Below are 12,600 nucleotides of genomic sequence, written 5' to 3'. Positions count from 1 at the left end.
CTTTTTTTAAGTTTTTTTCAGTATTTGTTAATGAACGTCTGCCTTAATGCGGGTGCAAAAGTAAGTATCTTTTTCAATCTCGCAAGTCTTTTTTAATCCTTTTTTGAAAGTTTTTTTTAATTACCTGAAAACAAGATTGTTGTTTACTAAAGTTTTTTTGATTATTTTTCTTAGAAGTGAAATTATAATGAAATTGCTCCTGAAAATCCCTCCTCTTCGCAAATAGATTACTCAAATAGCCCCGATTGTAGTGAAAATAAAAGCAGTTTTTTCTTTAAAAACTGCTTTTATTGGAGCGAAAGCGGGAAAATGGACAACTGAAAATGCCCGAACCACTCGCTCCTTAATCGAAACGGATGACTTTGGATGGTGAAATTTTTGTTATTATATAGGAAGGTATTAGTAAAACGACTAAACAAATTACAATTGTTCCTAAATTTAATGCTAGAATGAACCAGATATTTATGTCGACTGGAGCTACGTTTACGTAATAACTTTCGGGATTGAGTTTGATTATTTCGAAATGTTTTTGGATTAATAGTAATCCGATACCTATTATATTACCGAAAAGTAATCCTCGAAGAATTAAATAGGATGCATTGTAGAGGAATATTTTTCGGATGGTCCAATTGTTGGCTCCCATTGATTTTAGGATTCCGATCATTTGGGTTCTTTCTAGAATTAGGACTAGTAGTGCAACTACCATATTAATTGTGGAGACGATTATCATTACTATTAATATGACGATGATGTTAAAATCGAATAGTTTTAACCAATCGAATATGTAGTAATATTTGTCAACGATGGTTTGCGTGTTTAGTGTAGAAGAAGTTTCTGCATAAACCTCATCGCCTTTTTCTTGAATTTTGGTAAAATCGTCTACAAAGATTTCGAATGAACCGATTTCGTCTTCGTTCCATTTATTTAATTTTTGGATGTGACGAATATCACCAAGTATGTAAGCGGCATCGAATTCTTGAAAACCGGAGTTGTAGATTCCGACAATTTTGAATCTGCGGCTATTAGGTAATTTGTTTTCTCCTTCCTTCATGAAGAAGGTATTAAAAGAATCTTCTAATTTTAAATAAAGACGATTAGCGAGATATTGAGAAATGACTACTTCATTACTTACTTCTGATGGGAAATTTGGAATTTTACCTTCTATTAAATACTCCTTTATATTATCCCATTTATAATCTTTTCCTACACCTTTATATAGTATAGGTTCGAAAGCAGTTTCTGTTCTAATAATTCCGGCTTTATTTGCAATGGCTTGCACGTGATTTATTCCTTCAATGTTTTTAAACTTGGGATAGAATTTTTGTCTGATAGAAATTGGTTCTGTACTTACGTCAGATTCATTACCGTTAAAGTTGGATATTAATATGTGTCCGTTAAAGGCAGCAACTTTTTGGCGTATTTTTTGTTGTAGTCCAATACCAGTTGCAACAGAGACTATCATCATGATAATTCCGAGCGCAATTGCGGTAATCGCAATTTTTATTATTGGTGCAGAAATACTACTTTTATGGTCTTTAGCAGTAATGAGTCGTTTTGCTATAAAATATTCTAATTTCAAGATTTATGATATCAAATTTAATTTTCAAAAATACAGTTTTATTCTTTCTTTTACTAATAGTTTCTTGTGGTGCTCAAAAGGGACAAGAAAAAAATGGTACGATAGAAACTGATGAAATTTCGATAAACACAGAAAAATCTAAAGAAATTAAAACAGGCGCAGATAATTATGAGGCGTATTTACCATTATTAAAAAACAAGAAAGCTGGAATTGTTACAAATCAGACTGGAATTCTATCTAATAAAACTCATTTAGTTGATTATTTATTGGAACAAAAAATAGATTTGAAGAAAATCTTTGCTCCAGAACACGGTTTTCGGGGAACTGCCGATGCTGGTGAACTTATAAAAGATGGCAAAGATACTAAAACCGGATTGCCAATTATTTCACTTTATGGAGATAATAAAAAACCTAAAGCTGAGCAATTGGCTGGAATTGACATTTTAGTTTTTGACTTACAAGACGTTGGCGCACGTTTTTACACTTACATATCATCGCTACATTATATAATGGAAGCTTGTGCTGAAAACAATATTGAACTTATTGTTTTAGACAGACCAAATCCGAACGGAAATATTGTAGACGGACCACTATTAGAAAAAGAATTCACGAGTTTTGTAGGTATGCATCCAATTCCGACACTTCACGGAATGACAATTGGTGAGTATGCCAAAATGATTAACGGCGAAAAATGGCTGAAAAACGGAATCCAATGCGATCTAAAAGTTATACCATGCTTAAATTACAGTCATGAAATGAGTTATAGTTTGCCTATAAAACCGTCGCCAAATTTACCTAACGACCAAGCTATAAATCTTTATGCAAGTATTTGTTTGTTTGAAGGAACAAATGTAAGTTCGGGTCGAGGAACTGAAAAACAATTTCAAATTTACGGTTCGCCTTATTTACCAAAAAGCGGTTTTAGTTTTACACCAGTTCCAAATTTTGGAGCTAAAGATCCGATGCATAAAAACATCTTGTGCTATGGCGAAGATTTATCGGCTATATCAAAAGTAACTCAACTTGAATTGAAATGGTTGATAAAAGCCTACGATACAACATCAGATAAATCGAAGTTTTTCAACTCATTTTTTACAAAATTGGCTGGAACTAAAAAACTTCAACAGCAAATTGAAGCTGGAGTTTCTGAAAAAGACATCAGAAAATCGTGGGAAAAAGATTTGAATGACTTTAAAGAAATGAGAAAAAAATATTTGATTTATCCTTAATTCTTGATTTCAATAGTCGGATTAATTTTTAATAATTCGTCTATAAATTCCTTTTTTTCTTTTGGAGAAATTAAAACCTCATCATATTTATTGTAGCGCACCAATAATCTATCAAGCGAAAGTGCTGGTGAACTCAAGATGCTATTTGATTTTTCAACTTTTGTTATTTTAGAAATATCAATTCGTTCGTTTACAATCCAAGTACTTTTAACTATTAATTGATTTTCATTAATGATGTATTGAGTTGTCTTTGATAAAATCAAAATGAATCCTACAACAGCAGCTAATCCTAACAATCCAACCCATTCACCTTCAAGCATAGCTTTTATACTTAGGAAAATTGGATAAACCAAAATCAATCCAAACCACCAATCTATCTTCGATTTAAATACTTTCATATCACAAAACTATTTTTTCTTTCATTTTTTCTACAATATTATATGCTGCTGGACAAATTGCAACGTTCTTCAAAGTCAAATCGGTAATTTGATTGAACTTCTTTCTATCGGTATGCGGAAATTCTCGACACGCTTTTGGACGCACATCGTATATAAAACAAGTATTATCCGTATCCAGAAAATTACATGGAACACTTTGCAAAACATAATCCTTATCTTCATCAATTCGCAAATACTGATCTATAAATTGCTGTGGTTTTTGCTTTAAATGTTTAGAAATTCGCTCAATATCGGCCAAAGTAAAAAGTGGTCCAGTAGTTTTACAGCAATTGGCACAATTCAAACAATCGGTTTTTTTGAACTCCGCATCATGTAAATCTTGCATTACATAATCTAAATTTTTGGGCGTTTTCTTTTTTAGCTTATCAAAATACTTTTTGTTTTCGATATGCTTATCTTTGGCAAGTTTCCCGAGTTCGTTTAAATTTGGTTTCAACATAACACAAAATTAAACTTTTAAACCTTTAAACCATTTTAAACTAAATTATTTTTATGAAAGATTTATTCGGAAAAGCCATTCTAGATTTTCAAACCAATAATTCTCCTGAAGCTATCAGCACAGAAACCAACATTTCTGAAGCAGATGATATGGATGTCGCCTATCTTTTTCGATCGTATAATGAAATGCCAAAGCTCGAACAAAAGGCGTTACAACTTGCAAAAGGCAAGATTCTAGACGTTGGTTGCGGCGCTGGAAGTCATAGTTTGTACCTTCAAGAAAATAATTTCGATGTAACTGCTATCGATATTTCCGCAAATGCCATTGAAGCTTGTCAACTACGAGGATTGAAAAATGTCAAAGTTCAAAACATCTTAGATTTAGAAAATGACAAATATGATACCATATTACTATTAATGAACGGCACCGGAATTTTTGGAACTTTAAAAGAAACCTACAACTATTTACAAAAATTAAAAAGCTTACTTGCGCCAAATGGTCAAATCCTAATAGATTCTTCCGATATTATATACATGTTTGACGAAGACGAAGATGGTTCCAAATGGATTCCAGGCAATGGATATTACGGCGAACTAACTTTCACAGTTTCCTATAAAAACCAAACCGAAGCACCTTTTCCATGGTTGTATTTAGATTATAACACTTTGCAAAATGCCGCGCATGCTAATGGATTACAATGTGAACTCATCCAAGAAGGCGATCATTTTGATTATTTGGCTCGTCTTTTTTAGAAGCTAGTTCCAGCTTTCCACTATATCTTTTCCTTGTTAAAGAAACAAGAAAAAGGATGCCGTTCCAATCTGGGCTAAACGATCACTATACTTCAATCAAATCGGTAGTTTTTATAATATCGGTAATCGCTTGGTAAAGCACATCAAGATCTTCAACACTATTATATACATTAATAGAGTATCGAATATAAATTTCTCCATTTAGCGGCATCACCGGAATTTGAATTTTATATTTAGTATACAACAATTCTTTCAACGCAACAGGATTTTTAGTTCGCACAGGAATACTCGCCATTTGACCCAAAAACTCTTCAGTAATTGGACAAATTGGTTTAGTATTTACCAAATCGCAAAAACGTTGGTAGTTCTCAAGAACTATTTGTCTACACAATTTTGATTTCTCTTTCCAGTTATTCTCTTCCAAAAATGAAATCACTTTTGGTGTACACAGAAATGCCGAATGATCATTTGTACCTTGATATTCATGGTAATCTAAAAACTGACTGTCACTTGGAGCAACACTTTCATAACCCCAACTTACAACCAAAGGATCAATTTCTGATTGAAATTCTTTTTTTACATACAAAAACGAACTTCCTTTTGGAGCCAACATCCATTTATGCAATGTTCCTGTGTAGAAATCTGGATTCAATTCTTGAATATTCAAATCTACATGACCAGGAACATGTGCGCCATCAATTATGGTAATCAATCCTAATTCTTGTGCTTTATCGCAAATTTCCTTCACAGGAAAAATCAAAGCCGTTGAACTCGACATTTGATTTAAGAAAACAACCTTGGTATTTTTAGAATAACCTTTCCAGAATTCTTCTATAATTTGTTCTTTAGAAACTATTGGAAGTGAAATTTCTTGACGAATATATTTGGCACCCGATTTTTTGCAATAGAAATTCCACGTTCTATCCATTGCTCCATACTCATGATTTGTAGTTAGAATTTCATCACCAGGCTGTAATTTTAAACTACGCATTAAAGTATTAATTGCAAATGTTGGATTTGGTGTAAAAAAGAAATCTTCGGCGTTGCAACCTATAAACTTTGCCAAAGGTTTTTTAGCTTCTTTTAAATAAACTGGTAATTTCTTTTGGATAAAATCTACAGGTTCGGTTTCTAGTTCCAATTGAAAACGTTGAAATTCTTCAAAAACTGGTTTTGGGCAAGAGCCAAACGAACCATGATTTAAAAATGTAATTGATTTATCTAAAAGAAATTCTGATTTCATAGTTTAATTTTTTGATAAAAATAAAAAATCCCACTCAATTAAGAATGGGATTTCTGTAAATTATTTACTAAATCTTAAATTTATTATTGAGCGTATTTACCAATAACTTCTTGAATTTCTCCTTGCAATTCCATCATTGCCTCTTGAGATTTAGTTGTTATAGCAGCAGCTTTTTGGTCCATTTTCTTTCCTACTGGACTATCATAAAATGCTAACATTGCTTTAATATCTTCTTTTGTATATTCTTCCATGTAAATTTTTGCAGTACTTTCATTTGCTTTAGCGATTAAAGCATCGAATTCTACTAAAAATGCAGTTTGTTTATCCTCTGGAATCATCCCTAAGATTTGTTTTTTTGCTCCTTCAATTTGAGCTCCACTACTTCTTTGTACAACTTTCATTACATCAGCTTTGAAAGCTGGGTCTTCTTGAGCAAATCCTAATTGAGCTACAGCTACAAATGCGAATGTTAAAATAAGTTTTTTCATTTTTACAGTTTTTTGTTATGTTAAAATTTTTTATAAATATATAATTTTCAATTATGATGCCAAAATATTTATTTGGATAATTTAAAATATTAGTATTAGTAACTATCTTTTTTAAATTGTTACATTAACAATTAAGGAATATTTAAATATTTATGGGTTTGTAAGGAAACTCTCCATTTTGGGTTGTTCATTACATAATCTACAATTAGCGGAGTCATTTCTTCTTTCTTACTCCATTCTGGTTGAAGGAAGAGTATGGCGTTTTTGTTAACTTTTTCGGCTTGCTCTTCGGCAAATATAAAATCGTGTTTGTTGTAAATGATTACTTTTAATTCGTGTGCAATTGCGTAGGCATCATCAACAGGAAGTTTATTTTTCTTTGGAGAAAGACAAAACCAATCCCAAGTTCCTGTTACTGGATAACAACCCGATGTTTCTATATGAACTTTAAGATTTTGATTTTTTAGTTTTTGCGTAAGCAACGACATATCCCAAGTTAAGGGTTCACCGCCAGTTATTACAACTGTGTCGGCATATTTTTTTGCATTCGAAACTATTAAATCTGTTGAAGTTGGCGGATGTAACTCGGCGTTCCAGCTTTCTTTTACGTCACACCAATGGCAACCTACGTCGCATCCACCAATTCTGATGAAGTATGCAGCTGTACCAGTGTGAAATCCTTCGCCTTGAATGGTGTAGAATTCTTCCATTAAGGGAAGCATTTCTCCTTTATCAACGGCAATTTGTATGTTTTTTTCTAACATCTTTATTTTAATTAGCCACAACGGCGCTAAGTTTTTTTTCTAAACCATTAAGATATTTAAGTAGTTTAAATTTCTTTTTTAAACAGGGCTTGTTTTAAAAATGGAAACTGATATAAAATGGAAAGCTATCTAGCCCTGATGCAAGGGAAAAGCTCCCAATTTTTATTGGGACTTTGGAAAGGCAGCAGGAATTACTCCCGAAATTTCGGGACTGAAAATGCCCAAGCCTTTCGCTCCTCACTTCTTTATGCTCAATAATACTATTTTTCTCTAATATAAATATCGATTGGCACACCAGAAAAATCCCAGTTTTCACGAATTTTATTTTCTAGAAAACGTTTGTATGCTTCTTTTACGTATTGCGGCATGTTGGCAAAAAAAACGAATTGTGGTGTTGGTGTTGGCAATTGCATGCAATATTTAATTTTTACATATTTTCCTTTTAACGCTGGTGGCGGATGATTTTCAATTAATTTCAACATGTAGTCGTTGAATTTTGAAGTTGAAATACGCTGACTTCTATTTTCGTAGACTTTTACTGTTTCTTCTAACGCTTTAAGCAAACGTTGTTTTGTTAATGCCGAAACGAAAAGAATTGGCACATCGGTAAAAGGTTGCAATTGTTCACGAATTTTGGTTTCGTAATCGCGAGTTGACATGGTATCTTTCTCTACTAAATCCCATTTGTTTACTAGAATTACAACTCCTTTTCTATTTTTTTCGGCAAGCCAAAAGATGTTTTGATCTTGACCTTCAAATCCTCGAGTGGCATCTATAATAAGGATACAAACATCGGAATGTTCAATAGCACGAACCGAACGCATCACCGAATAAAATTCTAAATCTTCTTTTACTTTGGCTTTTCTACGAATTCCGGCTGTATCAACAAGGTTGAATTCGAATCCGAAACGGTCAAATTTTGTATCGATTGAGTCACGAGTTGTTCCTGCAATATCGGTTACAATATATCTGTCTTCACCAATTAAGGCGTTTATGAAACTTGATTTCCCAGCATTTGGACGACCAACAACACAAAAACGTGGCAATACTACTTCTTCTTGAGTTGGTTCTGGTTTTACTGGAAAAGCATCGATTAATGCATCTAGTAAATCTCCGGTTCCACTTCCAGAAATACTTGCAAAGGTGAAATATTCTCCTAATCCAAGGTTATAAAATTCTACTGCGTCTTTTTCACGCATTGAATTATCTACTTTATTAACTGCTAATAATACTGGTTTTGTAACTTTACGAAGTAGTTTGGCAACTGCATCATCCATTGGAGTGATTCCTTCTTCTACATCTACCACGAAGATAATAACATCGGCTTCATCTATGGCAAGTTCTACTTGTTTACGGATTTCGCCTTCAAAGACGTCATCGCTTCCGCGAACATAACCACCAGTATCAATTACGGAAAACTCTTTTCCGTTCCATTCGCTTTTACCATAGTTTCTATCTCTGGTTACTCCAGATACTGAATCTACAATAGCTTCTCTTCTTTGTATCAGCCTATTGAAAAGGGTTGATTTCCCTACATTAGGTCTTCCTACTATCGCAACAATGTTATTCATAATGATTTTAAAATAAGCTGCAAAGGTACTACTAATTTTATTTTTATGTACCTTTAATGTAGTAGTAATCCAAAAAATACTATTTTACTGAATTTGAATACTATAATTTAAAGTTATGGAATTGGATAATAATGTGGCGCTTAGACCGCGATTTCACAAAGATGTTGATTTATCTATTTGTGAAATAATAGAAAGAGCTACTAAAGTTAAGCAAGAGGTTATTGATGATTATCGAGTTAAGATTTCTGATCTTCATATATTTTTATTTATAACGTATGCAAAACGACGTTATTATTCGCCTCACTTGCATTTGGAATTGACTGAAAATGAAGATAAAACAACACATATAAAATGTTTATTTGGACCAGATCAAACGGTTTGGACGTTTTTTATGTTTTTACATTTTATCGTAGCCGGAATTTTTATCGTTTTCGGAATGTTTGCCGTTTCCGATTGGATGTTGAAAGTTTCGATTACTTCCGATTTAATGGTGATGGGATTGATGATTGTGGTTTGGTTTTTACTTTATTTTATTGCAAAGCAAATTCGCTACAACGGAAGACATCAAATACATGAATTAATGCGTTTATTTTTGAGAATTATCGAATAGTATTTGATACTTCATTTTCAAACAAAAAAGACACAAAAGTTAGCTTTAAACTTTTGTGTCTTTTTTGTTTATACTTTAAAAGTACTTAGCTTTTATTTTTGATTGTACCCAAATCTCCTTAATTGAAATTGATTACTTCTCCAATCTTTATTGACTTTAACAAACATTTCTATATGTATTTGTTTTCCGAAGAATTTTTCTAAATCTTCACGAGCTTGAATTCCAACACGTTTTAAAGCGGCACCTTTATGTCCGATGATGATTCCTTTTTGTGTATCACGTTCTACCATAATTACCGAACGAATTCTGATGATTTTATCGTCTTCAATAAATTCTTCTGTTTCGATTTCTACCGCATACGGAATTTCTTTATCGTAATTCAAAAGGATTTTTTCACGAATGGTTTCGTTTACAAAGAAGCGTTCTGGTTTATCAGTTAAAGTATCTTTTGGATAGTACGCTGGAGATTCTGGCAATAAATCTAGAATTCGTGCAAATACTTCTTTAACATTAAAATTCTCTAATGCAGATATTGGATAGATTTCGGCATTAGGAACTTTCTCCTTCCATAATTCAATTTGTTCCTCTAGCTCTTCTTGATTGGATTTGTCAATTTTATTAAGAAGCAATAAAACCGGAATTTTAGCATGAATTATCTTATTGAAAAAGGCTTCATCTTTTAGCTCTTTTTCTCCTACTTCAACCATATAAAGTAAAACATCGGCATCTTCAAAGGCAGATTTCACGAAATCCATCATTGATTTTTGCATTTCATAAGCAGGTTTAATGATTCCTGGTGTATCTGAAAGTATCACTTGAAAGTCATCGCCATTTACAATACCAAGTATTCTATGACGTGTTGTTTGTGCTTTTGAAGTAATAATTGAAAGTCTTTCACCTACAAAAGCATTCATTAGTGTTGATTTTCCGACGTTTGGGTTTCCTATTATGTTTACAAATCCGGCTTTATGTGACATTTACTGTAATTTAATTTGTTGCAAAGGTAGGCATATCAAGTGAATAGAAGAAATAAAAGATTTTTTAAATTTTTTGTTGCGAGTGTCAATAATCGTTGTATATTTGCACTCGAAACAAACAGCATACAGAATTAGTAAGTTTCTAAAAAAGTCGCTTTGCGATTTCAAGTTCTTAAAAAATAATATTTTACCATATATCGCGGGATAGAGCAGTAGGCAGCTCGTCGGGCTCATAACCCGAAGGTCACAGGTTCGAGTCCTGTTCCCGCTACTAGGTTTAAACCTTGAATCAAACGGATTGTGAAAACAGTCCGTTTTTTTTATGCCTATAATTTTGGTGATTTCAATTACATAATCCAAATAGAACTTCACTCCTCACTCATTCAATTTTCTCTAAACATTTGAACACTATCATAGAAATTTCTATTCTTAAATAGAACTTAAGTTTTCAACTACTGTTGACTACATTACAAACCTGAAGTAAGAGAAAAGTATAAAACAAAAGTTTAATTATGTAACTTCATAGGTCATATAAAGGAGTTCCTTTGATTAGTTAAATAACCTACTAATAAAAGTCCCTTATTATGAAAAAACAATTACAATTACATGTCGTATTAGCACTAATGATGCTGTTTTCCCTAAACAATTTTGCACAAGGTCCGAATCTTGGAACGAGTGCCGATTTTGTTCTTTTTACCACGGTTGGCGCAGTTACCAACACTGGAATGTCACACTTAACGGGTCACGTTGGTACTAATAGTGGCTCGAGTACTGGTTTTGGAAATGTTGATGGTGTAATGAACGACGGCAATGGTGCAACCGCACAAGCTTCAGCAGATTTAGCTATTGCTTACGGTCAGTTGAATGACGCTATTCCTAATTATTTTATTGCTCCATTGTTAGGTAATGGTCAAGTACTTACAGCTGGAATTTATTCTTTGCCAAGTGTGAGTTCGTTAAATTTAGATTTGAATTTGGATGCTCAAAACAATCCTAATGCTGTTTTTATTTTCAAAATTAATGGTGCTTTTTCTACAACAGCTTTTTCAGAAGTTAAGTTACTTAATGGTGCCAAAGCTTGCAATGTTTTCTGGAAAATAGAAGGCATGGTAAATATGGCTACAGGAACTATTATGAAAGGAACTGTAATAGTAAACAATGCAGCAATAATTATGAATACCGATGTTAATTTAGAAGGTCGCGCAATGTCAACTTCTGGTGCTATTTCTGTGAACGGTATAACATCTGCTAAACCAATAGGTTGTGGAAGTCCAGTTTTAAATGGCCCAACGGCACCTGATTTAAATAGTGCAATATGTTACACCATATTTTCTTCAAACGGATCGGTTGCAAATTCAGGAACAACAACTGTAACTGGTGATATTGGTACTAATGTTGGATTAACTACTGGTTTCAATGACTTAGATGTTAATGGAACAATTCATCCAATTCCTGATACTTCAACTGCTGCTGCTGCTGCTGATTTATTGACGGCTTACAATTATATCAATACAATTCCTCACGATATTATTTTATTATATCCTGCTCAATTTGGAAATGATTTAGTATTAACACCACACACCTATTTACTAAATGCTGGAACAAGTTTTACTGGAAATCTATATTTGAATGCTCAAGACAATGAAGATGCAGTATTTGTAATTAAAATAAATGGCGCGCTTTCCACAAGTACTTATGCTAAAGTATTATTAATAAATGGTGCACAAGCTAAAAATGTATATTGGAAAGTTGATGGTGCAGTTTTAATCAATAACTATTCTGAATTTAAAGGAACAATCATCTGTAATAATGGTGCTGTTGATTTAACTACAGGAGTTCAATTAAACGGAAGAGCAATGACAACAAATGGTGCTTTGAGTACTACATCAATTACTGCGATAATGACACCAGGTTGTACTACTTTAGGATTGAATGATCAAGAAGCATTAAAAAAAGTGGCTACTTTCTATCCGAATCCTTTTAAAACCCATTTTAATGTAGTTTTAAATTCTAATTTCGATTTAGATTCTACAACCTTGTATGTTTATGATGTTACTGGAAGACAAATTAAAACAATCGGTTTGAAAACTTTAGAAACTCAAGTTCCAATGAGCGAATTTGCTTCTGGATTTTATTATTACCAAATTGTTGGTTTAGATAAAATGATTCAATCTGGAACTCTTATTGCCGAATAATTAACTAAGTCTTTACTACAGTAACACACGCAAGTAAATTCTAAAATAAAAAATAAAAACTCCATGATAACCAACTTGTTACTCATGGAGTTTTGATTTAAAAATTATATTTATTCCATATAAGAATTTAATGATAATTCAAAAAATGATTTATTAAAAAATGATTTTCTAAGAGTTTTATTAAATAAAAAAACCTAAATTTGCACGAAATTTACGATGTGCTTCGATGTACACGATTTATTGAGGTTTTAAACCTTATAAAATAAGTCATTCAGAAACGAATGGCTTTTATATT

At 32.6% G+C, this 12,600-nt stretch carries 12 protein-coding genes and 1 tRNA gene; 5 read left to right on the top strand and 8 right to left on the bottom strand.

What is annotated here, in order from left to right; translation table 11 throughout:
- Nucleotides 1-343 precede the first annotated feature (343 nt).
- Nucleotides 344-1,579 carry an ABC transporter permease gene (locus tag LG45_RS06485; protein ID WP_035125577.1) on the bottom strand — a complete coding sequence of 412 codons (1,236 nt, stop codon included), beginning with the start codon at nt 1,577-1,579 and terminating at the stop codon, nt 344-346.
- 5 nt (nt 1,580-1,584) lie between these two features.
- Between LG45_RS06485 and LG45_RS06480 the strand changes: the two genes are divergently transcribed.
- Nucleotides 1,585-2,808 (top strand): exo-beta-N-acetylmuramidase NamZ family protein, encoded by a 1,224-nt coding sequence (locus tag LG45_RS06480; RefSeq protein ID WP_035125576.1) that lies wholly within the window; start codon nt 1,585-1,587, stop codon nt 2,806-2,808.
- Here LG45_RS06480 and LG45_RS06475 read toward each other — a convergent pair.
- Nucleotides 2,805-3,206: a PH domain-containing protein gene (locus tag LG45_RS06475; RefSeq protein WP_035125575.1), complete on the bottom strand. Its 402-nt coding sequence runs from the start codon at nt 3,204-3,206 to the stop codon at nt 2,805-2,807. The genes LG45_RS06480 and LG45_RS06475 overlap by 4 nt on opposite strands.
- Before the next feature lies 1 nt (nt 3,207).
- Nucleotides 3,208-3,705, bottom strand: coding sequence for a YkgJ family cysteine cluster protein (locus tag LG45_RS06470; protein WP_373862626.1), 498 nt, complete (start codon nt 3,703-3,705; stop codon nt 3,208-3,210).
- A gap of 53 nt (nt 3,706-3,758) precedes the next feature.
- Here LG45_RS06470 and LG45_RS06465 point away from each other — a divergent pair, with 53 nt between their 5' ends.
- The gene (locus LG45_RS06465; RefSeq protein ID WP_035125574.1) at nt 3,759-4,457 is read left to right on the top strand and encodes a class I SAM-dependent methyltransferase; all 699 of its coding nucleotides are present in this window, start codon (nt 3,759-3,761) and stop codon (nt 4,455-4,457) included.
- Between the two features lie 85 nt (nt 4,458-4,542).
- On the opposite strand, the gene LG45_RS06460 is transcribed toward LG45_RS06465, so the two are convergent.
- The 4 genes from LG45_RS06460 to der all read right to left on the bottom strand — a co-directional run bounded on the left by LG45_RS06460 (nt 4,543) and on the right by der (nt 8,523).
- Nucleotides 4,543-5,700, bottom strand: a complete 1,158-nt coding sequence (locus LG45_RS06460) for an aminotransferase class V-fold PLP-dependent enzyme (RefSeq protein ID WP_035125573.1) — start codon at nt 5,698-5,700, stop codon at nt 4,543-4,545.
- Nucleotides 5,701-5,783: 83 nt separating this feature from the next.
- Nucleotides 5,784-6,188: a DUF2059 domain-containing protein gene (locus tag LG45_RS06455; RefSeq protein ID WP_035125572.1), complete on the bottom strand. Its 405-nt coding sequence runs from the start codon at nt 6,186-6,188 to the stop codon at nt 5,784-5,786.
- 131 nt (nt 6,189-6,319) lie between these two features.
- Complete coding sequence (locus LG45_RS06450; protein ID WP_035125571.1) at nt 6,320-6,952, bottom strand: 7-carboxy-7-deazaguanine synthase QueE; 633 nt, start codon at nt 6,950-6,952, stop codon at nt 6,320-6,322.
- A gap of 260 nt (nt 6,953-7,212) precedes the next feature.
- Nucleotides 7,213-8,523, bottom strand: a complete 1,311-nt coding sequence (gene der, locus LG45_RS06445; protein ID WP_035125570.1) for a ribosome biogenesis GTPase Der — start codon at nt 8,521-8,523, stop codon at nt 7,213-7,215.
- Nucleotides 8,524-8,638: 115 nt separating this feature from the next.
- Between der and LG45_RS06440 the strand changes: the two genes are divergently transcribed.
- A complete protein-coding gene (locus tag LG45_RS06440; protein ID WP_035125569.1) occupies nt 8,639-9,133 on the top strand; it encodes a hypothetical protein in 495 nt (164 codons plus the stop codon).
- Between the two features lie 92 nt (nt 9,134-9,225).
- Here LG45_RS06440 and era read toward each other — a convergent pair whose 3' ends face one another.
- Nucleotides 9,226-10,110: a GTPase Era gene (gene era / locus LG45_RS06435; RefSeq protein ID WP_035125568.1), complete on the bottom strand. Its 885-nt coding sequence runs from the start codon at nt 10,108-10,110 to the stop codon at nt 9,226-9,228.
- A 198-nt stretch (nt 10,111-10,308) separates the two neighbouring features.
- Here era and LG45_RS06430 point away from each other — a divergent pair.
- Both LG45_RS06430 and LG45_RS16050 read left to right on the top strand, forming a co-directional pair.
- Nucleotides 10,309-10,381: transfer RNA gene (locus tag LG45_RS06430), tRNA-Met, on the top strand.
- 313 nt (nt 10,382-10,694) lie between these two features.
- A complete protein-coding gene (locus LG45_RS16050) occupies nt 10,695-12,305 on the top strand; it encodes an ice-binding family protein (protein WP_052087512.1) in 1,611 nt (536 codons plus the stop codon).
- The last annotated feature ends 295 nt before the right edge of the window (nt 12,306-12,600 follow it).

Origin of the sequence: Flavobacterium aquatile LMG 4008 = ATCC 11947, from assembly GCF_000757385.1 — a bacterium.
In the GTDB taxonomy this organism is placed as follows: domain Bacteria; phylum Bacteroidota; class Bacteroidia; order Flavobacteriales; family Flavobacteriaceae; genus Flavobacterium; species Flavobacterium aquatile.
This window is presented reverse-complemented; position numbering and strand designations above follow the sequence as displayed.

Bases quoted from the DNA above. Each gene is read 5' to 3' on its own strand.
- LG45_RS06465 (WP_035125574.1), top strand. From the start codon at position 3,759: ATGAAAGATTTATTCGGAAAAGCCATTCTAGATTTTCAAACCAATAAT.
- LG45_RS06455 (WP_035125572.1), bottom strand. From the start codon at position 6,188: ATGAAAAAACTTATTTTAACATTCGCATTTGTAGCTGTAGCTCAATTA.
- LG45_RS06480 (WP_035125576.1), top strand. From the start codon at position 1,585: ATGATATCAAATTTAATTTTCAAAAATACAGTTTTATTCTTTCTTTTA.
- der (WP_035125570.1), bottom strand. From the start codon at position 8,523: ATGAATAACATTGTTGCGATAGTAGGAAGACCTAATGTAGGGAAATCA.
- LG45_RS06460 (WP_035125573.1), bottom strand. From the start codon at position 5,700: ATGAAATCAGAATTTCTTTTAGATAAATCAATTACATTTTTAAATCAT.
- era (WP_035125568.1), bottom strand. From the start codon at position 10,110: ATGTCACATAAAGCCGGATTTGTAAACATAATAGGAAACCCAAACGTC.
- LG45_RS06450 (WP_035125571.1), bottom strand. From the start codon at position 6,952: ATGTTAGAAAAAAACATACAAATTGCCGTTGATAAAGGAGAAATGCTT.
- LG45_RS06475 (WP_035125575.1), bottom strand. From the start codon at position 3,206: ATGAAAGTATTTAAATCGAAGATAGATTGGTGGTTTGGATTGATTTTG.
- LG45_RS06470 (WP_373862626.1), bottom strand. From the start codon at position 3,705: ATGTTGAAACCAAATTTAAACGAACTCGGGAAACTTGCCAAAGATAAG.
- LG45_RS06440 (WP_035125569.1), top strand. From the start codon at position 8,639: ATGGAATTGGATAATAATGTGGCGCTTAGACCGCGATTTCACAAAGAT.
- LG45_RS16050 (WP_052087512.1), top strand. From the start codon at position 10,695: ATGAAAAAACAATTACAATTACATGTCGTATTAGCACTAATGATGCTG.